Here is a 22,946-nt window from a genome sequence, read left to right as displayed (position 1 = left end):
TCGTGTGCGCGTGTGTACTATTACGCAGGCATGCACGCATGCCTGCGGCATTGAAGCTGTCATAACGACGCTCTAGTACCCATCGCGAGGTTTTGATTTCAAAATGATCGAGGCAACTCAAGCCAGCGCTCACCCAGCAGGTTTGCAAGCATGTCGTCGGTCAGTGGCGCAAAAGAGTAGAGGCGAATATCGCGATAGTAGCGTTGCATCGGATATTCCAGATCAAACCCAGCTCCCCCCATCGACTCCATGCCAACCCTGACCGCTTCGTTGGCAGCTTTACTGGCGGCAAGCTTGGCGACGGCGCTGGAAATTTCGATATTCTGATGGCCTTGCTCCTCTGCAATCGCAGCCATTTGGGTCGTGAGCCATGCCTGCTCCAGCGCGACGCCGGCATACACCAGGCGATGCTGTAGCGCCTGGAACTGACCGATAGGTCGCCCGAACGCTTTGCGATCCTTGGCGTACTCAACTGCCAGCTGCTGAGCGCCTCGACCAATTCCAACGGCAACTGCAGCGGCGTTCAGCCGCTCAGCGTTGAGCGTGCTCAACACTTGGATAAAACCCTGATCGACTTCGCCCAGCACTGCGTCATCCGAGAGCTTTACGTCGTCGAAGGCAACAGAGCAGGTGTCGTAGCTGTTGATAGCGAAGGTATTGATCTCTGAGGCCGAAACGCCAGGTGCTGACTTATCGACGAGGAACATGGTTACGCCGCGCGAGCGGTGGTCGCCGGTGCGAGCGAGGACAATGAGCAGGTCAGCGTGGATCGCGCCACTGATCCAATATTTGCCACCGGTGAGTCGCCAACCGTCATCAACTCGCTTGGCCTTGGTGCGCATTGCCTGCAGGATGTCAGTGCCACCACTTTCTTCAGTCAGGCAGAACGATGCTTTGATCTCGCCAGCGCAAAGTCTCGCCAGGTATTGATCTTGCTGCTGTGGCGTCCCGTATTGGCTGAGCAGTCGCGTAGCCATGAACTGAACGACGCCGAAGACTGCCATGGAGGTGGCCCTGCGGCCTAGCGCCTCCAGGGTCAGAACCTGAAGCTTGGGCGTTCCCCCGGAGCCCCCCAAGTCTTCGTCGATACCCACGCCCCAGACGCCAAGCTCAGCCAGTGCTTTATGCAGGTCGAAATCAAATTTCTTGGCATTATCCAGCTTCTGTACACGCTCAACGGGAGCCACCCTGTTGAGCGTGCCTTCCACGGCATCGCAGTACAGCTGCTCTTCTTCGGATAGGTTCAAAAACATCCTAATCTCCTGGGCTTATTGATTGCGAAGGAGCCGGGGCCACGTGCCTTCCCGGCCGCTGGAAAGGAAATCAGTCAGTCAGGTTTACCGACCGCAAGGGCATGCTTAGGCATGAGCGTGAGCATGCAGAGCGCTGCGATCACCATGATCAGGCTGATCGCATACATGCCCGCGTGATCCTTTCCAGTCAATTCGCGCGCAAGACCAATGATCGAAGGTGCAGCGAAACCGCAGAGCGAGCCCAACGAGCTGACCAATGCAATCCCTGCCGGCGCACTTTTGCCTTTAAGGTATGTCGCTGGAATTGCCCAGCAGACGATGATTGCCCCACTGAACCCGAACGCTGCTCCACCCAACAAGGCGAGGGACAGGGGGAGGGAAGTAGAGAGGGTAGAGAGGGACAGCATTGCTGCCCCGAACAAGATACTGATGCAGTAATGCATGCGTCGCTCGCGTCGCAGGTCAGAGCTGCGACCGATCAACATCATCCCAAGGGCGGCGCAGGTGAAGGGGATCATTGCGTAGAGCGAAATGTGGGTGATGCTGGAAACACCGAGCTTTTGGATCGTGGTCGGCAGCCAGAAATTGAACGCGTAGGTACCGAGAGCGGAGCTGAAATAGAGGAATGCCAGCACATAGACTTTCGGGTCGATGAGCGCGCTGAATATCGCCTGGCCACTGTGTGGGTTGACCGCATCCGGGTCGAGCGTTGCCTTGTCATGAGCCATCAGCTCTTGATGCAGAGCCTTCTCATCGGTGCTGAGCCAGTGCGCCTGTTCGGGCTTATCGCAAAGCAACAGGAAGCAGGCGATCCCGATGAAGATGATGGGTACAGCTTCAAGCAAGAACAGCCACCGCCATCCCGCCAAGCCCGAAACACCATTCATTGACTCCATGATGATGCCGGAGATTGGGCCACCCAGGATGGGCGCAACAAGTGTGGCAAGCAGAAGCGTGCCGGTGACTCGACCGCGCATATAGCTTGGGAACCAGTAGCTCAGATAGAGAATCACGCCGGGGAAGAATCCAGCTTCAAAGATGCCAAGCAGCAACCGTAAGATATAGAGCTGCTGTGCGGTCGTGACAAGCATGGTGGCGGCCGATGCAAGGCCCCAGAGCACCATGATTCTCGTCATGGTTTTGCGGGCGCCTATCTTGTCTAGCAGTAGATTGCTTGGGATCTCGAACAGCGCGTAGCCAATAAAAAGATGCCCGCCGCGAAGCCGTATTGGCTTTCGGTCAAGCCTAGGTCGGGGAGCATCTGAAGCTTCGCATAGCCGATGTTCACCCGATCAAGGAAGGCGAAGATGTAGGCGACAAAGATCAGAGGGATAACCCGCAGTGCTATTTTTCGAAACAGCACACGATTGATTGCGGTAGCTTCAGCAAGGCGCCAGCTGGAGGCGTCGATCGTCGATTTCATGGTGAGTCCAGTGTTGTTATTGTGCGGACTTCGAATGAAAGGCGCGCGTGGACGCCTTCCACCATTCAAGTATTACTCAGCATTTACGGTATTTTTGAGTGTTCCGATTCCCTCCACTTCAACTTCAACAACATCACCAGGTTTCATCCACAATGGCGGGGTACGGAATGCACCCACGCCACCGGGGGTTCCAGTTGCGATCACATCTCCCGGCAGAAGCTCGGTGAAGGTTGAGATGTATTCAATCAACTCAGGAATCTTGAACAGCAGATCATCAAGGCCTTCACGCTGAACCACCTCGCCGTTCAGGCGCGTTTCCAGGACGAGGCTGTCGATATCGGTGATTTCATCCTGGGTGACGAGCCAAGGGCCAAAGCTACCGCTCCCGACAAAATTCTTACCTGCTGTGAACTGCAGGGTGTGGCGCTGCCAATCACGAATGGATCCGTCGTTGAAGAGGCTGTAACCAGCGACGTGCTGAAGCGCATTCTCTTTCGAGATGTGCCGACCCGATTTGCCGATTACGATCGCCAACTCGCCCTCAAAGTCGAAAGCAGCAGAGGCCTTGGGTTGGATGAGTGGCTGATCATGACCAACCTGGGCACTCGCGAATCGAGTGAACAGGGTGGGGTGCTTTGGTACTTCGCGGCCAGTCTCGACTATATGCTTCAGGTAGTTCAGGCCAACACACAGCACCTTGTCGGGGTTTGGGATGACTGGCAGCCACTGGACCTGGTCTACGCTCAGCGTCGGCGCATCGCGCAGCGCAGCGAGTTCATCCAGGCCGTTGCTGGACGCTAGAACGGAGCGCAAATCGGAATAACATTGACCGAGCACTGCGCCGGCGTCCGAAACGGTGTCGCCATCAACGACACCGTACGAACTGCGCCCGTCATAGATGAAGGATGCAATTTTCATGGACAAAATCTCTCAGGATTAACCCAGGACAATGAGAACGTGCCCGTCGTCGACGGTGTCGTTTTCTACGACCTTGATTTCTTTGACGACGCCCGAGTCATCGGCCTCTACCGGTATCTCCATCTTCATCGATTCCATGATGATGACTTCATCGCCGAAGTTGATCTCCTGCCCAACCTGAACGTTGATCTTCCAAATGTTGCCGGCCATGGGTGCTTTGATTTCGCTCATCAGCTAAATCCTTTCTAATTGTCTGGGGTTAAACCGGGTAGATGCCGTTGCGGCGATCGATGCGAGGAATTTCACGGCGGCTGTACAAGGCAAAGCGCTTGATCAGCTCGTCACGCAGATCGTCTGGATCGATAACCGCTTCGAAGGAGAATTGATCCGCAGGATCGAACGCGTTGATGTCCTTGGCGTAGGCCTTCTGCTTCTCATCGATGAACGCAGCTCGCGCTTCACCTTCCAGGGCCTGGATCTCGTTGTAGTGGATGGCGTTGATGGCAGCCTCTGGGCCCATCAGAGCCGGCATTGCACCCGGCAAGGCGAGCTGTGCGTCAGGCATGGTCGGACCACCCGACATACCCAGGTAGCCACCGCCGTAACCTTTGCGAACCATGACGGAGATGCGCGGCACCTTCGCCTCACACACGGCATGCAGCAGCTTGGCGCCGTGACGGATGATCCCCGCTTTTTCTACGGCGCTACCGATCATGTAGCCACTGATGTCCTGCAGGAAAAGCAGTGGAATGTTGAAGGCGTTGCACGCCCAGATGAAACGGGTAGCTTTGTCTGCGCTGTCGTTGAACAGAACACCGCCTTTGTTCTTCGAGTTGTTCGCGATAATCCCGACAGGGCGGCCGCCCAGGTAAGCGAACGCGGTGTAGATCTCTTTGGCAAAGAGCGCCTTCACTTCAAAGATCGAGTCTTCGTCCACAAGCGATTCAACGAGCTCCCTCACCTCAAACGGACGGTTCTGGTCTGCGGGGACGATTTCGGTGATCGAACGTTTGGACGCGGGCTGTTTCGGCTCACGCAGAGGAGGAAGCTGGCTGTTGTGGCTTGGGAAGAAGCGAAGGTAGTCAGCAGCTGCCTTGAGTGCTTCTTCTTCATTTTGCGCCAGGTAGTCGCCGAGCCCGCTCATGGCGCAGTGCATACGAGCACCGCCCATTTGCTCTTCGGTTACCTTCTCGCCGATTGCCGCTTCAGCCAGCCGCGGAGAACCCAGGTAAGCAGTTGCCTGTTTGTCGACCATGATGACCAGGTCGCACAACGCTGGTACATAGGCAGAACCCGCGGGAGAGGGGCCGAACATGACGCAGACCTGGGGTACTACCCCCGAGATTTGCACTTGCGTGTAGAAAATGTTGCCCCATGCGATCCGTCCGAGGTAGCAATCGAACTGACTGTCGATACGAGCGCCAGCACTGTCCACGAGGTAGATGATTGGCATCTTGGCATCCACAGCAATTTCTTGCATGCGAACGATTTTACGGAAGGTGTGGTAGCCCCAAGTGCCCGCTTTGACAGTCATGTCGTTTGCAATGACAGCGACTTCTTGGCCGTTGATCTTGCCAATTGCAGTTACCACGGCGTCGCCAGGCATTCCGCGAGATGCGCCGACAAGCAAACCGTCCTCAAGGTACTCACCGTTGTCGAAGAGCATGTTGAGACGGTCGCGGACCAGGATCTTACCTTGAGCCTGGTGTTTTTCTTTTGCTTTGTCTGAACCGCCGGCGCGTGCAATTTCGACGCGACGTTGCAGTTCTTTTACGTTTTCGTAGCCGCTCATGCCTTCACCTCTTTCTTGGCAAAAAATTTCTCGATACCGCGACGAAGCTCTTCGGAGCACATGAAGGCAGGACGCAGGCCGCGGGCCAGTTCCAAGCCTTCAATCAGGCCGACGGACGAGATTTTGTTGAACGCGTGCTTGCCCCGACGGACAGTGGCGGGCTCCAGATGTGTGAAGGTTTTCACCAGCTGGTCTACCAGCGTGTCGATTTCATCAGCCGTCGCAACGTGATTGACGAGGCCCATGCGGTAGGCCTCCTGGGCATCGATGGTGCGGCCGGTGAGGGCCAGATCCAGGGCGTGGCGCTCTCCCAGCCGACCTAGAAGCGCCGGAAGGATGAAAAGCGGGAAGAGGCCAATCTTCACTTCCGGAGAGCCGAACTTGGCGCCTTCGGTGCAATACGCAAAGTCGCACGCAGCGACCAGGCCGCACGCTCCAGCCATGGCTGGGCCAACGACGCGGGCAATCACCGGCTTACTCAGGGTCGGAATTACGCTGAAAAGGCGCTGCCAAGGTTCGCCGGTTTCCCACAGCTGGGTACCACCTGCATCGACAGTCGAAAGGAATTCGTCGAGGTCACCGCCAGAGGAGAAGCACTCGCCTTCACCCGTGATGACAATGACTCGGATGTCCTGCTCACCATCCAGCTGTATCAACGTGTCGACCAGGTTCCTGGCAGTTGCGGTGGCGATCGCATTTCGCTTGGCAGGATTGCTCAGGATGATGGTGGCGCGGGGGCCTTGGCGCTCGACCAGGAGCTGCGTTGTGCTCAAGGGATTCTCCTTTTTGTTTTACTAACCGTTGTTAGTTTTCGAGAATATAGCTAGGCTTTGTTTCCAGCACAAGCCTGGTCGTCGTTTTTCAGCTTATGGTCGCGTTGCCCAGAGATAGCGGGACGCAAGCAGAGACGGACGTATCGATGCTAGTGACTTACAACTGTTAGTTTTAGGAGATGATCGTGACAGAACAAAAACTACTGATCGCGAATCGCGGCGAGATCGCATGCCGGGTGATTCGCTCCGCCAAGGCTCTCGGAATTCCTACCGTTGCGGTGTATTCCGAAGCAGATGCCGAATCTCAGCACGTGAAGGCTGCTGATGAGGCGTTTCTGATTGGCCCGTCCAAAGCGGCGGAAAGCTATCTAGATGCGGAGAAGGTGTTGCGAGTTGCCAAAGAGAACGGTGTAACACTGGTACACCCCGGCTATGGCTTCTTGTCTGAAAACACCGACTTCTCCGACGCTTGCGCTGCTGCCGGCATTACCTTCATTGGCCCCACCGCTGAGGTGATCAAGGCAATGGGGGACAAGCAGCGCTCCCGTCACCTGGCCATCAAAGCGGGTGTTCCTGTGCAACCCGCCGCGGAAAACGTGACTGCCGAAGATCCTGAGGCGCTGATCAATGCCGCCAGAGTGGTGGGTTACCCACTCTTGGTCAAAGCTTCAGCGGGTGGTGGCGGTATCGGGCTCAAGCCTGTTCATTCGCCTGCTGACCTGGTTGAGGCGGTCGCTGCAACACAGCGAATGGCCGAGCGTGCTTTCGGCGATGGGACTGTCTTCCTGGAAAAGCTGATTGAAAGTGCTCGCCACATCGAAGTGCAGGTGTTTGGCTTTGGCAATGGTGAGGCTGTGCACCTCTTTGAGCGCGATTGTTCGATCCAGCGCCGCTACCAAAAGGTGCTTGAAGAGTCTCCCGCGCCGAACGTGCCGTCGGATGTCCTGGCGCACATGGCGGAAGCTGCCGTAAACCTCGCCAAACTCTGCCGATACGATGGTGCCGGTACCGTAGAGTTTCTCTACGACGACAAATCGAAATCGTATTTCTTCCTTGAGATGAATACGCGTATTCAAGTAGAGCACCCTGTCACGGAGGCTGTGACTGGGGTAGACCTGGTTGAAGCTCAAATTCGTCATGCGCTGGGGGAGGGCGTGGAGGCTGAGTTGACGCAGCAATCGATCCAGCGCAATGGGCACGCCATTGAGGCCCGTCTCTACGCGGAGTCTCCTGAGAAGAAATTCATGCCTGCTCCAGGCCTGATCGAAGCGCTCGAGATGCCTCAGGTCGAGGGCGTTCGGATTGATGGCGGGTTCGTAGCCGGTGATCGAATCACGCCTTTCTACGACCCGATGATCATGAAAATAATTGCTCATGGGAAAGACCGTGCAGAGGCAGTTTCTCGCCTCAAAAAAGCACTTTCCGAGCTCAAGATTTCCGGCCTGAAAACCAATCGTCAGTTCCTGCTCCGCGTGTTGGCTGAACCTGCGTATCTCGAAGCAAAGGTTCACACTCGCTTCATTGATGAGCACAGCGAAAGCCTGTTCGCTGTCGCCGCAGAACAACAAGCTTAAGAGGAGATCGTCATGGCTGTTACCACACCCAACGTGCCGGGCATTGAAGGTCTCGCTGAACTGGCGTCGCGCTATATCAACGTTGAATCACTCCCTTGGAAGCCTACGCCAACACCTGGCATCGACATGAAAATTCTATTGCAGGATAAGGAAAGCGGCCTGCTCACTGCATTATTCCGTTGGGCGCCTGGCACCAGGCTTCCTTTGCATGAGCATGTCGAGGTGGAGCAGACCTACGTGCTGGAAGGCAGCATCGTAGATGACGAGGGTGAGGTGGTCGCAGGCGACTTCGTTTGGCGTCCTCGCGGTAATCAGCATCTGGCGCGATCGCCCAATGGGGCGCTGGTGCTTTCCTTCTTCCTTCGCCCGAACAAGTTCCTGGAAGGCGTACACGCTGGTCAGAATCTGGAGTAAACAAATGAGCGACCTGCCAAAGAAAATCTTGATCAACGAAGAGGGGCCCCGTGAAGGGTTCCAGATCGAAGCCAATCCTATCCCACTGCATCGGAAGACTGAGCTGATTGAAGCGCTCGCTGAGACGGGCCTGAAGCAGATTGACTGCGTTTCTTTCGTCAATCCGAAGCGCGTTCCAGGGATGGCGGACGCTGATGAGCTGGCGGCTGCCATCAACAAGAAGCCTGGCGTGCGCTACACCGGTCTCTGGCTGAACCAGCAAGGGCTAGAGCGTGCTTACAAATCTCAGCTCGATATCATCGGCGCGATCCGGGTAACTGCGTCCGAAGCGTTTTCAGTCAACAACACCAACAAGAACATCGAGCAGACGCTCGATGAGCAGCGCGCTTGGCTGAAGTCGTACGCAGAGCATGGTGTTCCGGTTGAGTGGGGCTACGTCATGACTGCTTTCGGGTGCAACTACGAAGGCTATATGCCCATCCCCCAGGTTGTCCGAATGGTGGGAGAGGTGCTGGATCTGGCGACCGAAGCCGATGTACAGCTCAAGGGTGTGTACCTTGCTGACACCGTTGGCTGGGCAAATCCATTGATGATGGAAAGGACGATTGGCGCCATTCGCGAGAAGTGGCCCGACCTGGCGTTAGGTCTCCACCTTCACGACACTCGGGGGACAGGTTTGGCGAATGTGTACGCCGCGCTGAAGCTGGGCGTTGCGAAATACGACAGTTCCTGTGCGGGGCTGGGTGGCTGCCCATTCGCAGGCCATCGCGGTGCTGCAGGGAACATCTGCACCGAAGACCTCGTATTCATGTGTGAGGAGATGGGTATTGAAACTGGCGTCAATCTCGACGCCTTGATCGAAGTCGCAAAACTTGCAGAGGATATCTTCGGTCGACAGCTACCCGGCAAGGTCATGCATGGTGGTAGCTTGGAGCGTTACAAAAAGGCTTGACGCAAGCTGGCAGTGAAAACCCCACCTTCAAGGTGGGGTTTTTGGTTCAGCTGGATTTAAATCCTACCATTCTGAGCGACAGTTCGATGTGTTGCCGCTCCAGCTCCTCCAGTCCGAGCTTCCCCCCCGGCTGATACCAGGTGCAGATACCGGTCAGCATGGAGATCAGTGCTTTGGTTGTGAGGTTGCAGTCAGAGACATTGAAGATTCCTTCCTGCACGCCATCCTCGATGATTTGACGAACCCGACGCTCGTACTCTGAGCGCAAGCGGGTAACCATGCGGTAATTGTCCTCATCCAGGCTGCGAAGCTCCATATTGCCTATGAAGACCTCCTTGCGGCGCTCAGTATGGAAATGCAGATGCACGCCTACCATGGCCTCAAAACGCTGATATGTGGATGGCTGAAGGTCCACCTTTTCGGTGAATTCCATCAGCAGATCGCGCATCACGGCCTTGAGGACTGTGGCTAGGAACTCTTGCTTGTTGCTGAAGTAGTTGTAGAGGGAGGCAGCTTTGATGCCGACCTGCTCCGCAAGGGTTCTCAGGGTCATCGCCTCGTAGCCGTACTTGGCAATCAAGTCCACGCCAGCGGTGTGAATGGCCAATTCGGTGACTTCTCGTTTCGCGCCTACAGGTCGCATCAGGTAAATGTCTCTTCAAGAATGGGAGGGCGGCTTAGCGGGTCAGATAGCCACCATCCACAGGAACCATCGCGCCAGTAATATAGCTTGCCAGGTGCGAGGTCAAGAACACTGCCGGCCCTACCAGTTCGTGCGGTTCCCCCGTACGCCCCATGGGCACGTGACTGAGAAATGCCTCAAGCTTGCCAGGATCTTGCCGTGTTTCTTGCGACATAGCCGTCGGGAACGAGCCTGGCGCGAGTCCATTTACACGGATACCGTCAGCGGCCAATTCGGACGCCAGAGCCTTGGTAAATTGCAAGACCGCCCCTTTGGACGTCACGTAGCTGGACAGTGAGGCCAAGCCGGATGTGTAGCTGTGGATGGAGCCGATGTTGAGAACTGAGCCTTTCGTTTCTTTCAAGTGCGCAAGGAAGGCATGGGTGACATTGAACATGCCAGTTACATTCACTGCCAGGGTTCGACGCCACTGCTCCGGGCTCTTTTCGCTGGCGAATGGGGCACGGAAGAGCAGGCCCGCATTGTTGATCAGCGCCGTGATACTGCCGATTTCACGCCTTATGAGATCTGCGAGATTGATACAAGCGGCCTCGTCACAGATATCGAGGGCAAATGCATGAGCCTTACCACCTTCGTCGCATATGGCTTTGGCTGTCCCTGATGCGGTGTTCATGTCAATGTCGGTCACGATGACGGTCGCGCCGGCGATGGCAAAACCATGGGCGAGGGATGCGCCATTCCCTCGGCCGCCTCCCGTGATCAGCACGATTGCATCATCGAGGCGTAGTGAAAGGTCTAGCATGGTGAGTCCTCATCTTGTTTTTGGTATAGGAAACTAACAAGCGTTATTTTTATCTCCTTTCGCTCGAATTACAAGGTATTCAGGCCTTGCGTGGCCTGTTTTTCCGCTGGATCCCGGCTGTCTGTAGGCATTCTTGTTCTAAAAATCCGGCGTTTCCCCTATTGCAAACTAACGTGGGTTAGTTATTCTGGGCGTCCAGACGGCTCGGACGCTGCGTGAACATCTGCGCGCTGAGGAGCCTCAAAACAATTACAAGAGGATTTTTCATGTCTAGCCGTATGCTGCTGGGTGGTCACATCACCCACAATGCCAAGCGTTTCCCCAGCAAAGTGGCCCTGATCGATAAGGTCGGACGCACGACCTACGCAGAGTTCGAGTCCGGTGCCAACCGAGTAGGCCACGCGCTGCTTGCGCAGGGTGTTTCACATGGAGACAAGGTCGCGTTCCTTGCCAGCTCTAGCCGCCAATGGGTCGAGGCGTTCTACGGGGTCGTCAAGATCGGTGCCGTAGCCGTGCCACTGAACTATCGGGAAACGCCTGAGCAGATTTCCATGATGCTCGAGGACAGTGGCTCAAAGGTGCTGTTCGTATCCGAGCAACATGTTGAAGCCTTTGGTGGGTTGCTGGAAACGCTGCGATTTCCCGTGGTGAATCTGGAGTCGCTGGATGCGTTCAAAGCAGATTATGCAGACGCTCCCCACCCGACAGACCGCCTGAGCGAACATGATCCTGCCGTGATTCTCTACACCGGTGGCACGACCGGGCGATCCAAAGGCGTGCTGCTGAGCCATTCCAATCTCTTCTGGAACTCGCTCAACGAAATCATCGACACAGACATGGTGGAGGGCGATAACACGTTGATCGCTACGCCGTTGCACCATTCTGCAGCGCTCAATTGCTGGTTGCTCCCCCACTTGTACCTCGGGGCTACCGCTACGCTGCTTGAGAAATATGCCACTGAAGAGGTGCTGTGCGTCATCGATAAAGAGCGCGTTACCAACACCTTCATGCCGCCCTCGCTGGCACGCGAGTTCGTCTTGCACCCGCTCGCCAAGGAGCTGGATGTGAGTTCCATGACCCGGTGGTACGTAGGCAGTGGCATTCTTACCGCAAACGACCGCAGCGCCATGAAAGCATGCATCCCTGGCGTGAAGATTTACTACCAGTATGGCCTCACTGAAGCTGGCCCGATTGCGACGGTGCTCAAGGAGGAGGATTACGACCGCGCTCGTGGATCGATTGGCCGGGCCTTCCAGAACATCGAGGTGGCTATCGTTGACGACAAGGGCAACATTGCACCTCCAGGCGAGATTGGCGAGATCGTCCTGCGGGGGCCTACCATCATGTTGGGCTACCACAACCGCCCCGATGCGACGGCTGATGCGATTGACCAGGATGGTTGGCTACACACTGGCGACCTTGCGCACATGGATGCCAACGGTTTTGTGTACTTCTACGACCGTCTGAAGGACATGATCAAAACCGGCGGGCTGAATGTCTATTCCCAGGAAGTCGAGGCCGTGCTGGCAAAACATGATCACGTTCGCGAAGTTGCAGTGATCGGTCTGAACAACGAGCGCTGGGGTGAAGAGGTTACCGCGATCATCGTGCTGCACGATGGGGTGGTCGGTGATCCTGAGCTGCTCGTCGCGCATGCCCGGGAGCATCTGGCTAGTTACCAGCTGCCGAAGCGTGTCGAATTCATCACCTACGCGGATATGCCGTTCAACCACAACGGCAAGATTCTCAAGCGCGAACTCCGTCAACGTTTTGAGCCGCAGGGCTGAGGATAATCATGGCTATCGACTTCGAAAAACAAGGTCCTGTCGCCCTGGTGACGATCAATCGTCCTCAGGCCATGAACGCCATTGACCTGAACACGCATCTGGCCTTCCAGGAGATCTGGTCGCGGATCAATACCGATGACGAGATCCAGGTTGTGGTATTGACGGGGGCCGGCACCAAGGCCTTCTGTTCAGGCGCCGACATCGGCACCTTCTTGCCCTATCTGCGTGAGAGGGCGGTCAAGGAACTGGACGATGGTGACTTTTGCGGTATCAACCGCGGTTCGCCGACGACCAAACCGATCATTGCCGCCATTAACGGTCTTGCCTATGCCGGAGGGCTTGAAATCGCGTTGGCCTGCGACCTGCGCATTGCTGTGGATTATGCCAAGTTCGCGCTTCCGGAGCCGCGGTGGGGTGTCATCGCCGGTGCCGGTGGTGTCACTCGATTGTCCCGAGTGGTCTCCAGCGCCCTGGCGACTCAAATGGTGCTGACCGGCGAGCCTATTGGCGCCGAGCGAGCGCTCGTAGAAGGATTGGTGAGTGAGCTCACTACCTCGGATAACCTTCTGCCGCGTGCTTTGGAAATTGCTCACAGCATCACCAAAAATGGCCCTCTGGCTGTGCGGGCGTCGTTGCAAGTGATTCGACGCGGCGCTGACTGCGGTCTTGACGCTGCGTTGGAATTGGAGCGCACGGCTTTCCGTCGAATCCTTCTGAGCGAAGACTTCAAAGAAGGTATTGCAGCGTTCACCGAAAAACGCGAGCCCGCTTACAAGGGGCGGTGAAGCACTGGACATAACGAGCGCTGCATGGGCGTGAGGGTGGGTAGGTTGTCTCCCGCCTTTTGCCTGTCCATGCGCGCGCCAGCGAGGCGAGTCTAGATGAGTACGCCGGCAGAGAAGTTAGCCGCCATCTTCGCTTTGGAGGAGGTGGAGGCCAATGTATTCAAAGGTGAGAGCCAGGACCTGAGATTACCTCAGCTTTTTGGTGGGCAGGTATTAGGCCAGGCAGCGATGGCGATGACGCGTACGGTGCTGGCAGATAAAAAACTGCATTCCCTGCACGGGTACTTCGTGCGTCCAGGGCGTGCGGACGCGCCCGTGATGTATGAGGTCGAGACCGTTCAGGACGGTCGAAGCTTCAGCCGCAGACGGCTCACAGCCTGGCAGGATTCGAAAGTCATTTTCGTTGGAGATGGTTCATTTCATACTGTTGAAGAGGGGTTTCACCACCAGCACTGCGCGCCTGAGGTCGCCGTTCCGTCTGCCTTGCCGACGGAGCTGGAACTCCTGGCCGGGGATGCTGATTTGATCGAAGAGATCAAACGTCGCCACGAAGCCGCCAATGCGCTGGAGATCCGACCGGTAGAGCCTATTGATCCTAGCGCTCCCAAGGCTCGTGCGCCGCAAAAGAGTTTCTGGTTCAGGTTTGCGCAGCTCACCACTCGCGATACTGACGTTCATCGAAGCTTGCTGGCTTATGCCAGTGATACGGCCCTGCTGATTACGTCTTTGCTTCCGCATGGCGTTTCCGATATGCAGCGAGACATGCGGGTTGCCAGTCTGGATCATTCGATTTGGTTCCACGGCGATTGCGTCGTGGACGAGTGGCTCCTGTATGTCAATGACAGCCCTTGGAGTGGGGCGGGCCGAGGCCTTTCGCGCGGCTCGATTTTTGACCAGCAAGGGCGGCTTATTGCCTCTGTTGCACAAGAAGGACTTATTCGGAAACTCTGATTTCTCTATCAGCGGCCTCACGTTTGGGGTCGCTATTTTTTTGCATGCTCAAAACGCTCTTCTGACTCAAAAATAATAATTGGTGCCTAGAGGGTACCATTCAAGAAGGGAAACAAAAAATATGAGATTTTCTGCGCCTGAGATTAAGTGCGCGAGCACTGCGTTCGCCCTGTTTTTAAGTGTGCCTGCAACCTGTATCGCAGAGACGACCTCTACTTCAATGCCATGGATGTTGGGTAGCTGGGGTGGCCTGAGAGACGAGCTACACCAGAAAGGTGTCGACTTCGACCTCAATTACAGAAGTGACAGTGCGTACAATGCGCACGGTGGCTACGACAAGGATAAGAAACTCGCCTACGCCGATCAGTACATGTTTTCGGTCAGTGCTGACTTGGACAAACTGCTAGGCGCATCTTCTTCAAAGTTTGTCATGACGCTAATTGATCGTAATGGCGAGGAGTTGGCCAAGGAGCGGTTGACTGACCCGCGATCAGGTTCATTGACCCAGACGCAGAACGTGTATGGGCGTGGTAGTGTTACGCGGCTGTCTCAGCTCTACCTCGAAACCCGCTTGGGAAAACCTAACTTGTATTTCAGAATGGGTCGATTCGGGCCAGAGGAATTCGGTCAGTTTGATTGCGATTTTCAAAACCTGATTTTTTGCGGTAATTCAGGCGGGAACTGGCATGGGGATGACTGGTATAACTTCCCGATCGGTCAGTGGGCGACCGCAGTCAAATATCAGTTTCTTGATGATGTCGCTGTCCAGGCTGGAGTCTTCGAGCAGAACCCGACCCTTTTAGAAAATGACAATGCCTTCAAAGTGAGTACCCGTGGCGCGGAAGGTGCTCTTATACCCGCTGAGGTCATTTGGACGCCTAAACGCGCGTTATTTGGCCAGCCCGCGGAGTTCAGGCTTGGCGCTTTCTATAACACCACTGACGCCGATGACCTGCGCTACAACGCGGATGGCCATGAGCATGCGTTCGAGCCCGACACTCGCTACCAGTCGCATCGGGGGCGCAAAGGTTGGTGGTATGTCGCGCGCCAGACGGTGGGCCATGTTGGCGGAGATCAGCACCGCAAGATCGAGGTCTTTTCGGAAGGGTTCTGGAATGATCGCGATACTGGATTCGTCGCCAGGCATTACAACATCGGTCTTATCATCAATGGCCCGTTTGTCTCTCGTCCCGACGACTCGATCGGAGTCGCGATCGGGGGGTTGAGCGTTGCCTCGAATGTGACGGCACACCAGCGCCATGTAAACATCTACAATCAGGTCACCCGCTACGATGACCCGCGTTTTACCCCCGTTCAGACGGACGAATACAGTAGCGAGATCTACTACGGCGTGAAGATCACGGACTGGTTGACCGTGCGTCCCAACGTGCAGTACATCGTTCACCCTGGCGCAGTGGATGAGGTCGATAACGCGTTCTTGCTGGGTCTCATGGTCAGAGCGAGTTTCTAGCCTGTAGCTTCAGGGCTGGGTTGCCCAGGGGCCACGTGCAGTTCGCGCAGGGCCCCTGATACTTGCAGGATCATTAGCCTTCAACAGGTGCAGATTGTTGCAGATGGCTCAAGAAGTTCTGAAGCTCTCGGCTCCTTCCCATGCCCTTGCGCAAAATGATTCCATAGGGCGGTAAACCTTCGATAACGTACCCTGTGAGGACAGTGATCAGCCCTGTACGGACGTGATCATTGATCACTGCTTCGCTTAACACCATGACCGCATCCGTTAATTGCACGAGCTGCAGCATCGCCCAAATGGACGAGCACTCGATCGTTTTGGAGGGAGGGAGTAGATCCCTGTCCGCCCACCAGCGCTCCACGGCTTTTCGCCCTGGGCTCGCTGCTGGTTGAAGGAGCCACGTCCATTTCTGAAGAATGTCCTCCATCTTCGCAGGGGCGTGCGTTGCCAGTGGGTGTCCACTTCGCACCGCCATGACCAGACGATCGTTACCGAGGGGTTCGAATTCAAATCTGGACCTATCGCCTGGGGTGCCTAGACGCGCAATCGCCACATCCAGCCGCTCCTGCTCCAGCATCTCTATCAGCACGTCGCTGGTGTCACTCATCATCCGGATTCCCAGATGAGGTGAGGCGCTTTTCATGGTCGCGATCGTCGAGACCACCCGATCGAGTGCGCTACCCATGACGACACCTACGGCTAGATGGCCGTAGCCACCCTCCGCCCTGGCGGTCAGGTCTTCTACGCAGCGATCAAGGCTATTGAGCGCTGAATGGGCGAATTTCAAGAGTTCTTCGCCCACCGGGGTGGGCACGACCCCTCGAGGTTGGCGTTCGAACAGTGCGCACCCAAACGCATCTTCTACTTCCTGAAGCATCCGGGTAAGGGTGGGCTGGGACATGTTGAGTGTCTCGGCGGCCCGATGCAGATTCTGGCAGTTGCCCAAAGTCGCCAACATGAAAAGGTGTCGGTACTTTAACCGCTTGAAAAGGCTATAAGTTTTGGCGCTGGGGCTGGCAAGGGAAGGATTCATGGCATTTGGCTATTTTATTTTGTGATTCGGTTTTTGTATCAATAAAGCAAAAAACTCTATTAGTCAAACATCGCTGCGATCGCTACGTTGTAAGTGTGTGTGGCAGTTTGGTCATGCCAAGGGCCGACTGCATTTTTCACCGATGCACATTGCTGGATTGCTAATAACAACAAGGAAAAGCCACCTATGTCGCCACAGCCTCGCTCCATCGAACAGCGTCTTGAGCAACTGGAGGATCGGGAAAAAATCAAAGAACTTAAATACCGATACGCCTTTCATTTAGATAATGGTTATGACCCTGATAGCATTGCCGCCTTGTTCTCCGAAGACGGGGAATGGATCATCAAAGGTGTGGGGGGTGATGTCCGCGGTCAAGGTGCAATCCGAGCACACTGTAAAAATTTGAGCAAAGGCATTTTGTGGAGTCAGCACGACATATTTGCGCCGCGCATTGAAATCAGTGATCAGGGCGATCGTGCGGTTGCCCACTTCAATCTCGTCTGCTTGTTGACAATGCGCACTGACGGTGCGGACGCCAAAGGCGAAGCATTTCTGCTCGCTGGAAACTACACCGACCATTTAGTGAAAATAAATGGGGCGTGGTTGTTCCAATCCATGACCGGAACCATCGAGCAGTCATCCCCTTGGGCAAAGGGCTGGGTTGAAGCCCCTTTCAAAAAAGAGTCTTGGTAAGACGAACCCTATTGTGGCATGCATTCGCAGAGGCAAAAAATGACGTTGTTGACTCCCTACGATCTATCGGGCACTCAATTAACCTCGCGCGTCGTAATGGCGCCAATGACCAGGTCGAGAGCCAAGGACACTGTGCCCAATGCCAGCACCGCGGCCTATTATCGCCAACGCGCTGGTGCAGGTTTGCTCATCACAGAAGGGGCGCAGATAACCCAGGAGGGTCAAGGCTATCTCTTCACGCCAGGCATTTTCTCTCCAGAACAGGTCGCTGGTTGGAAGCGAGTTACCGACCAGGTTCACGAAGCGGGCGGTAAGATTTTCATTCAGCTCTGGCACGTTGGTCGTATCTCTCATACGTCCTTGCAGCCCAATGGCAACGCTCCAGTTTCGTCAGTCGATACCTTGGCCGAAAACACTACGTGCTACGGCTATACCGCCGATGGTGAGCCGGGTCAGGTTCAGGTAACGCGCCCGCGGGCGTTGCCTGCCGCTGAGGTAGCCAGGGTGTCGCAAGACTTCGTCAAGGCAGCTGAAAATGCAATCCTTGCAGGGTTTGATGGTGTCGAGATTCACGGCGCCAACGGCTATATCTTTGAGCAATTCATCAATGGCGGATTGAATACGCGCACTGACGCGTACGGCGGCAGCATTGAGAACAGGCTGCGTTTCTTGTTGGAAACGGTAGATATGATTTCAGCAGCGATTGGCAGTCACCGAGTAGGTCTGCGGGTGGCGCCTTTCGGGCGTTTGTCAGCCATGCCAGCGTTTGCGGATGAGCGTGAAACGTGGCTGGCGGCGGCGGCAGCATTGAATTCGCGAGACCTGGCTTATGTGCATTTGAGTGATCAGGATTCACTCTGCGGAAACCTCATGAACCGTGAATTTGTTCGCGAGTTCCGGGAGGTCTACCGCGGCACATTGATGTTCGCGGGATCGCTGACACAAGAAACTGCCCAGGCCATGCTGGATGATGGGCTTGTCGACCTTGCTGCTTTCGGTCGCCCCTATATCTCCAACCCCGATCTGGTAGATCGATTCAAGCGCGGCTTGCCGCTCAGCCCGTTTGACCGTGCGACTTTCTATGGAGGAGGGGATGAAGGATACATTGACTATCCGCCCTATGGCGGCCATTCCTGACGTGTCCACCTGAGCCTGAATGTCGCCTTGATGAAGGGGCAGTGGGTATCCGTGCCCACTGCCTTTTCTATTTTAAGGCGGGATTCGGCCGGGGGGGTGGGCTACGCGCTTGGCGCGATACGGTTTTCGTATCTAAATCCGCATTTTTTCCATTGGTCATGAATCGCAGAATTGGTTAGGTTCGGTATCGGCAACCAAAATACAACATGAGGTTCGTTTGAACCCTCCAGAGCCGGAGCAAGATGCTATGCCTGCGCATGATGTGATCGATCTCTCTTACCCTGCCATCTCGAGTGAAGCAGCCAGCTTCCTCGGTAAATCTCACAAGCTGTTCATCGAGGGTCAGTGGCAAGACGCCCAGAGCGGGGCACGAAGAAAAGTATTCGACCCGGCTACGGGAAAAGTCATCGCTGAGGTTGCGGACGGTGATCAAGCCGACGTCGACAAAGCTGTCAGCGCTGCTCGTAAGTCATTCGACTCTGGTGCCTGGCGCAAACTTTCGGGCTCTGAAAAAAGCAAGGTGCTCTGGCGGATTGGCGAACTGATCGACAAATACTCGCAAGAGCTGGCAGAGCTCGAAGTTCTCGATGAGGGGTCGCCCTACGGCATTGTCAAAGATGCCTATGTGCGGAACTCAGCCGAGCATTTCCGCTACTATTCCGGGTGGTGCACCAAGCTTAACGGGCTGTCCGTGCCTGTAGGCTTGGCCGGCGAGTGGCATGCCTACACGACCCATGAGCCAGTCGGCGTTGTTGGGCAGATCATCCCTTGGAATGTCCCACTGCTTATGGCTGCCTGGAAACTGGCTCCTGCGCTGGCTGCGGGTTGCTCCATTGTGCTCAAGCCAGCGGAGGACACGCCTCTCACCGCGTTGCGTCTGGCGGCCATTTGTGAGGAAGCAGGGCTTCCGCCTGGCACGCTGAACGTAGTGACGGGGGATGGCCGGTGCGGCGCTGCCTTGGTTAACAGTCCTTTGGTGGACAAAATCGCCTTCACTGGCAGTACCGCAACCGGCAAAGCAATCGCATCGGCAGCAGCCAAGACGCTCAAGCGAGTAACGCTTGAGCTGGGTGGCAAGAGCCCTGTCATCGTCTTCCCGGATGCTGACCTGTCTACCGCCATTCCTGGTGTTGCTCAAGCCGTCATGCTGAACAGTGGTCAGGCCTGTACTGCGGGTTCCCGACTTTATATCCACGAAGATGTATACGACGATGTCATCAACGGTGTCGCTGAATTCATTTCCGAGATGAAGCTCGGGCATGGGCTGAATAGGGCGACGCAGATCGGCCCTTTGATCTCCCAGCGCCAGCTTGGTCGCGTCAGTGAACTCGTCCGCACCGGTGTCAGTGAAGGTGCGAAGGTGATCTGCGGTGCCAGTGAGATGGACGGGGAGGGGTTCTTCTACAAACCTACTCTGCTCGCCAACGTCGATCATCGAATGACGGTTTATCGAGAAGAGATCTTTGGCCCGGTGATCTCCGCGATGAAGATCTCCAACCAGAGCCTCGACGATCTGGCGCGTGAAGCCAACAACACGGAGTACGGACTGGCCGCCAGTATCTGGACACAGAACGTCACCCAAGCGCATGCGCTCGCCGCGCGCATCCGGGCAGGGATCATCTGGGTCAACAGTCACAACCAGATAGACCCCTCTTTGCCCTTTGGCGGTTTCAAGGAGTCTGGCATTGGCCGGGAAATGGGCCTTAGCGGGCTTGAGCATTACACCGAGACCAAATCAGTCGCAGTGCTGCTAAAGAGCTAATGATTTGCCCGCCCAACGGGCCACACGAACCTCATTAAGACTGCGTCGCAATAGGCTCTCAGATTCCTCGCGTATGGGGGCTGAGAGCTGCTCTGTGTACGATCCCAAAGCGCGAAAAAAACAATAGGTGCGCACATGCAATTCCAAAAAGACGTCACCGATCAAGTGAGCACACTTGTTCTGTCTAAGCTACCTCTCTGGTTTGGCGGTTTACTCTTGGTGCTCGCCGCTCCGTTACTCGTAGGTGGGGTATACCTTGCCTGGCTCGGCGGATCCTTGTTCTATCTGCTCACCGGAGTATTGCTCGTTGTATCGGCCTACGGATTCTTTCAGCGTAAAAAGCTGGGTGTCTGGGTTTATCTGGGGCTCACTGCAACTGCCATCGCATGGTCGCTCTACGAAGTCGGGCTCCAGTTTTGGCCGATGGTGCCACGCCTGGCAGGGTTCCTGCTCCTTCTGATTCCTGTACTGCTGCTGGCCTCGAAGGTGGGCTTCACGCAGCGTCGGAAAGTGTGGGTGGGAGGTGCAGGGGTCACGTCAGTGCTGCTGGTCGCCGGCTTCATCGCGATGTTCTTCCCACATGGCGTTATCCAGGGGCCGGCTCGTCCTGCGGTCGCTAGTGGCGCGGCCGATAAAGCTGTAAACGGCAACTGGCAACATTATGGACGTACGCCGACTGGAACCCGCTTCGCACCGCTTGAGCAGATCACCCCAGAGAACGTTTCCAACCTTGAAGTGGCGTGGACGTTCCGTACCGGAGAGATTGCTGATGCAGGTTCTGAAAACCAGAACACTCCGGTTCAGGTGGGCGACACGCTTTACATCTGCACCCCTTTGAACAAGGTCTTCGCGGTGGATGCGAACACCGGTAAGGAAATCTGGCGCTACGATGCCAAAGTGCAAAACCAAAAGGTCTGGAACCGTTGCCGCGGTGTCAGCTATTACGACGCCACTGAGGTCTCTGATGCTGTGCGCAGTGCCTCGACCGCGGTTCAGGATTGCCCGCAACGGGTGATTCTCTCCACGCTCGACTCGCGACTGATCGCTCTTGATGCCAAGACAGGCCAAGAGTGCCAAAGCTTCGGTATGAATGGCCAGGTTAGCCTCAAGCAGGGCATGGGCGAGGTTAAACCCACCTACTACATGGGCACTTCTCCCGTCACTGTCGCTGGCAACCTCTTGATTGTCGGTGGCTGGGTCTACGACAACCTGGAAACCAAGGAACCGTCTGGCGTCATCCGCGCGTTCAACGCTGCCACGGGTGAGCTGGAGTGGGCATGGGATTTGGGCAATCCATCGATCACCAAGTATCCACCACCGGGTGAAACGTACACCCGCGGAACGCCCAACATGTGGTCGACTGCTGCCTACGATTCCAAACTGGGGCTTGTCTATGTACCGTTAGGCAACTCTACCCCTGATTTCTGGGGCGGGCATCGCTCTGAGGCGGCCAATCGCTACGCGTCCTCAGTTGTCGCGCTGGACTACAAGACTGGGCGAGAGCGCTGGGCTTACCAGACTGTTCATCACGACATCTGGGACTATGACATTCCTTCGCAACCCGCTCTGTATGATGTCCCGGATGGCAATGGCGGCAACCAACCGGCGTTGATCCAAACGACCAAGACCGGCAACATTTTCATGCTCAATCGGGAGACGGGTAAACCAATCACTGAAGTGGTCGAGCGAAGCGTCCCGCAACAAGAACTGGCTGGCGACAAAACGGCGCCGACCCAGCCGTTCTCGGTGGGCATGCCTTACATCGGCCAGGAAAAACTGACTGAGCAGGACATGTGGGGCGCCACAATCTACGATCAGTTGCTCTGCCGCATCCAGTTCAGATCGTTGCGATACGAGGGTGCCTTCACACCACCAGGCACCACTGCGAGCCTTCAGCACCCTGGTAATTTTGGCGGCATGAACTGGGGTAGTGTCTCTATCAACGAAGATACTGGCGTGATGGTCGTCAACGACATCCGGATACCGCTTCGCGTGCAGCTGATCCCGAGCGAACATCATGAGACCAATGGTAACGGTAAGCCCCACTCGGAGTTCGCTCCTATGCGTGGCACGCCATTCGTTGTGACCAACTCGTCCTTTGTCTCCCCGATAGACGTTCCGTGCCAAGCCCCTCCTTATGGGACTGTGACCGGTATTGATCTCAAGACGCGGGAGGTCATCTGGCAGCGTCCTGCAGGCACCGTCCAGGATACTGCAATCGCGGGTGTCAAAGTCCGGGCGCCTTTCCCGATTGGCATGCCAACCATCGGCGGTACCGTTTCGACGCGTTCAGGCCTGGTCTTCTTTGCAGGCACTCAGGACTATTTCCTGCGGGCGTACGATCAATCCACCGGTGAAGAGCTCTGGAAAGCTCGCATGCCAGTGGGTTCGCAAGCGACACCTATGACCTTTGTTTCACCGTCTAGCAATCGGCAATTCGTGGTTGTCAGTGCCGGCGGTGCACGTAGCTCAACGGATCGAAGCGATCTGTTGATCGCCTACACGTTGCCTAAACAGCAGTAACAAGCCGTCGAGGTCACCTCAACCCTGAGGTGGCCTCGGCGGACCCGACGCCGCTCCATCCCCGCCTTCACGAAGCGTTGCATCGACATTGATCAGCGCCCCCCGCCGATGCCCACTCATTCTGTCCTGTCATTCCTGAATGTTTGGAATCGGAGCCCGATTATCTTTTCCGCGATCCCTTTTAGAGTAGAGCTCTGATGACTGGGCGCAGCAGCTGGCTGAAACTCACCGGCCTTCAGGCAGGTGGTCAGAAGGCCTTC

Annotated in this window: 21 protein-coding genes; 11 read left to right on the top strand and 10 right to left on the bottom strand. The window is 56.0% G+C overall.

Translation table 11 applies throughout. From position 1 onward, the window contains the following. Positions 1-98 precede the first annotated feature (98 nt). From DMX11_RS03305 to DMX11_RS03280, 7 genes are all read right to left on the bottom strand, one after another. Positions 99-1,253, bottom strand: a complete 1,155-nt coding sequence (locus tag DMX11_RS03305) for an acyl-CoA dehydrogenase family protein (RefSeq protein WP_110743198.1) — start codon at positions 1,251-1,253, stop codon at positions 99-101. A gap of 74 nt (positions 1,254-1,327) precedes the next feature. Further along, positions 1,328-2,407: an MFS transporter gene (locus DMX11_RS03300; RefSeq protein WP_256590496.1), complete on the bottom strand. Its 1,080-nt coding sequence runs from the start codon at positions 2,405-2,407 to the stop codon at positions 1,328-1,330. 5 nt (positions 2,408-2,412) lie between these two features. Further along, a complete protein-coding gene (locus DMX11_RS26150; RefSeq protein WP_256590492.1) occupies positions 2,413-2,676 on the bottom strand; it encodes a hypothetical protein in 264 nt (87 codons plus the stop codon). A 72-nt stretch (positions 2,677-2,748) separates the two neighbouring features. Beyond that, a complete protein-coding gene (locus tag DMX11_RS03295) occupies positions 2,749-3,594 on the bottom strand; it encodes a fumarylacetoacetate hydrolase family protein (protein WP_110743197.1) in 846 nt (281 codons plus the stop codon). Between the two features lie 18 nt (positions 3,595-3,612). After that, the gene (locus DMX11_RS03290; protein WP_047602697.1) at positions 3,613-3,825 is read right to left on the bottom strand and encodes a biotin/lipoyl-containing protein; all 213 of its coding nucleotides are present in this window, start codon (positions 3,823-3,825) and stop codon (positions 3,613-3,615) included. 28 nt (positions 3,826-3,853) lie between these two features. Continuing rightward, positions 3,854-5,386, bottom strand: coding sequence for an acyl-CoA carboxylase subunit beta (locus DMX11_RS03285; RefSeq protein ID WP_110743196.1), 1,533 nt, complete (start codon positions 5,384-5,386; stop codon positions 3,854-3,856). Next, positions 5,383-6,159 (bottom strand): enoyl-CoA hydratase/isomerase family protein, encoded by a 777-nt coding sequence (locus DMX11_RS03280; protein WP_110743195.1) that lies wholly within the window; start codon positions 6,157-6,159, stop codon positions 5,383-5,385. Before DMX11_RS03280 ends, DMX11_RS03285 begins: the two co-directional genes overlap by 4 nt. Before the next feature lie 185 nt (positions 6,160-6,344). Between DMX11_RS03280 and DMX11_RS03275 the strand changes: the two genes are divergently transcribed. From DMX11_RS03275 to DMX11_RS03265, 3 genes are read left to right on the top strand one after another with little or no spacing between them, the layout of a single operon-like run. Continuing rightward, complete coding sequence (locus DMX11_RS03275) at positions 6,345-7,733, top strand: acetyl/propionyl/methylcrotonyl-CoA carboxylase subunit alpha (protein ID WP_110743304.1); 1,389 nt, start codon at positions 6,345-6,347, stop codon at positions 7,731-7,733. A gap of 12 nt (positions 7,734-7,745) precedes the next feature. Beyond that, on the top strand, positions 7,746-8,147 hold the full coding sequence (locus tag DMX11_RS03270; protein ID WP_110743194.1) for a cupin domain-containing protein: 402 nt from the start codon (positions 7,746-7,748) through the stop codon (positions 8,145-8,147). A 4-nt stretch (positions 8,148-8,151) separates the two neighbouring features. Next, positions 8,152-9,099, top strand: a complete 948-nt coding sequence (locus DMX11_RS03265) for a hydroxymethylglutaryl-CoA lyase (protein ID WP_110743193.1) — start codon at positions 8,152-8,154, stop codon at positions 9,097-9,099. Positions 9,100-9,145: 46 nt separating this feature from the next. Here DMX11_RS03265 and DMX11_RS03260 read toward each other — a convergent pair whose 3' ends face one another. Further along, positions 9,146-9,706, bottom strand: a complete 561-nt coding sequence (locus tag DMX11_RS03260) for a TetR/AcrR family transcriptional regulator (protein WP_158286153.1) — start codon at positions 9,704-9,706, stop codon at positions 9,146-9,148. Between the two features lie 70 nt (positions 9,707-9,776). Continuing rightward, a complete protein-coding gene (locus DMX11_RS03255; RefSeq protein WP_110743192.1) occupies positions 9,777-10,544 on the bottom strand; it encodes an SDR family NAD(P)-dependent oxidoreductase in 768 nt (255 codons plus the stop codon). 266 nt (positions 10,545-10,810) lie between these two features. Between DMX11_RS03255 and DMX11_RS03250 the strand changes: the two genes are divergently transcribed. The 4 genes from DMX11_RS03250 (at position 10,811) to DMX11_RS03235 (ending at position 15,538) form a co-directional block, all read left to right on the top strand. After that, positions 10,811-12,331: a class I adenylate-forming enzyme family protein gene (locus DMX11_RS03250; RefSeq protein WP_177410702.1), complete on the top strand. Its 1,521-nt coding sequence runs from the start codon at positions 10,811-10,813 to the stop codon at positions 12,329-12,331. Between the two features lie 8 nt (positions 12,332-12,339). Beyond that, on the top strand, positions 12,340-13,116 hold the full coding sequence (locus tag DMX11_RS03245) for an enoyl-CoA hydratase/isomerase family protein (protein ID WP_110743190.1): 777 nt from the start codon (positions 12,340-12,342) through the stop codon (positions 13,114-13,116). Positions 13,117-13,212: 96 nt separating this feature from the next. Then, positions 13,213-14,067 (top strand): acyl-CoA thioesterase II, encoded by an 855-nt coding sequence (locus DMX11_RS03240; protein ID WP_110743189.1) that lies wholly within the window; start codon positions 13,213-13,215, stop codon positions 14,065-14,067. Positions 14,068-14,287: 220 nt separating this feature from the next. After that, positions 14,288-15,538, top strand: a complete 1,251-nt coding sequence (locus DMX11_RS03235; RefSeq protein WP_158286152.1) for a carbohydrate porin — start codon at positions 14,288-14,290, stop codon at positions 15,536-15,538. 73 nt (positions 15,539-15,611) lie between these two features. Here the strand turns inward: DMX11_RS03235 and DMX11_RS03230 are convergent, their stop codons facing one another. Continuing rightward, entirely contained in the window at positions 15,612-16,496 is an 885-nt protein-coding gene (locus DMX11_RS03230) for a LysR family transcriptional regulator (RefSeq protein WP_110743303.1), read from the bottom strand. A gap of 261 nt (positions 16,497-16,757) precedes the next feature. On the opposite strand from DMX11_RS03230, the gene DMX11_RS03225 reads away from it, so the two are divergent. The 4 genes from DMX11_RS03225 (at position 16,758) to DMX11_RS03210 (ending at position 22,686) form a co-directional block, all read left to right on the top strand. Continuing rightward, complete coding sequence (locus DMX11_RS03225) at positions 16,758-17,264, top strand: nuclear transport factor 2 family protein (RefSeq protein ID WP_110743187.1); 507 nt, start codon at positions 16,758-16,760, stop codon at positions 17,262-17,264. Between the two features lie 39 nt (positions 17,265-17,303). Continuing rightward, on the top strand, positions 17,304-18,401 hold the full coding sequence (locus DMX11_RS03220; protein WP_110743302.1) for an alkene reductase: 1,098 nt from the start codon (positions 17,304-17,306) through the stop codon (positions 18,399-18,401). Between the two features lie 247 nt (positions 18,402-18,648). Beyond that, entirely contained in the window at positions 18,649-20,163 is a 1,515-nt protein-coding gene (locus DMX11_RS03215) for an aldehyde dehydrogenase (RefSeq protein ID WP_110743186.1), read from the top strand. Positions 20,164-20,298: 135 nt separating this feature from the next. After that, the gene (locus tag DMX11_RS03210; protein ID WP_110743185.1) at positions 20,299-22,686 is read left to right on the top strand and encodes a membrane-bound PQQ-dependent dehydrogenase, glucose/quinate/shikimate family; all 2,388 of its coding nucleotides are present in this window, start codon (positions 20,299-20,301) and stop codon (positions 22,684-22,686) included. Positions 22,687-22,946 lie beyond the last annotated feature (260 nt).

This window comes from Pseudomonas sp. LB-090624, assembly GCF_003205205.1.
Taxonomy (GTDB): Bacteria; Pseudomonadota; Gammaproteobacteria; order Pseudomonadales; family Pseudomonadaceae; genus Aquipseudomonas.
The sequence above is the reverse complement of the archived record's forward strand: the minus strand, read 5'-3'. Positions and strand labels throughout refer to the sequence as shown.

Bases quoted from the DNA above. Each gene is read 5' to 3' on its own strand.
- DMX11_RS03305 (WP_110743198.1), bottom strand. From the start codon at position 1,253: ATGTTTTTGAACCTATCCGAAGAAGAGCAGCTGTACTGCGATGCCGTG.
- DMX11_RS26150 (WP_256590492.1), bottom strand. From the start codon at position 2,676: ATGAAATCGACGATCGACGCCTCCAGCTGGCGCCTTGCTGAAGCTACC.
- DMX11_RS03295 (WP_110743197.1), bottom strand. From the start codon at position 3,594: ATGAAAATTGCATCCTTCATCTATGACGGGCGCAGTTCGTACGGTGTC.
- DMX11_RS03290 (WP_047602697.1), bottom strand. From the start codon at position 3,825: ATGAGCGAAATCAAAGCACCCATGGCCGGCAACATTTGGAAGATCAAC.
- DMX11_RS03285 (WP_110743196.1), bottom strand. From the start codon at position 5,386: ATGAGCGGCTACGAAAACGTAAAAGAACTGCAACGTCGCGTCGAAATT.
- DMX11_RS03270 (WP_110743194.1), top strand. From the start codon at position 7,746: ATGGCTGTTACCACACCCAACGTGCCGGGCATTGAAGGTCTCGCTGAA.
- DMX11_RS03265 (WP_110743193.1), top strand. From the start codon at position 8,152: ATGAGCGACCTGCCAAAGAAAATCTTGATCAACGAAGAGGGGCCCCGT.
- DMX11_RS03255 (WP_110743192.1), bottom strand. From the start codon at position 10,544: ATGCTAGACCTTTCACTACGCCTCGATGATGCAATCGTGCTGATCACG.
- DMX11_RS03250 (WP_177410702.1), top strand. From the start codon at position 10,811: ATGTCTAGCCGTATGCTGCTGGGTGGTCACATCACCCACAATGCCAAG.
- DMX11_RS03245 (WP_110743190.1), top strand. From the start codon at position 12,340: ATGGCTATCGACTTCGAAAAACAAGGTCCTGTCGCCCTGGTGACGATC.
- DMX11_RS03240 (WP_110743189.1), top strand. From the start codon at position 13,213: ATGAGTACGCCGGCAGAGAAGTTAGCCGCCATCTTCGCTTTGGAGGAG.
- DMX11_RS03235 (WP_158286152.1), top strand. From the start codon at position 14,288: ATGCCATGGATGTTGGGTAGCTGGGGTGGCCTGAGAGACGAGCTACAC.
- DMX11_RS03230 (WP_110743303.1), bottom strand. From the start codon at position 16,496: ATGTTGGCGACTTTGGGCAACTGCCAGAATCTGCATCGGGCCGCCGAG.
- DMX11_RS03225 (WP_110743187.1), top strand. From the start codon at position 16,758: ATGTCGCCACAGCCTCGCTCCATCGAACAGCGTCTTGAGCAACTGGAG.
- DMX11_RS03220 (WP_110743302.1), top strand. From the start codon at position 17,304: ATGACGTTGTTGACTCCCTACGATCTATCGGGCACTCAATTAACCTCG.
- DMX11_RS03215 (WP_110743186.1), top strand. From the start codon at position 18,649: ATGCCTGCGCATGATGTGATCGATCTCTCTTACCCTGCCATCTCGAGT.
- DMX11_RS03210 (WP_110743185.1), top strand. From the start codon at position 20,299: ATGCAATTCCAAAAAGACGTCACCGATCAAGTGAGCACACTTGTTCTG.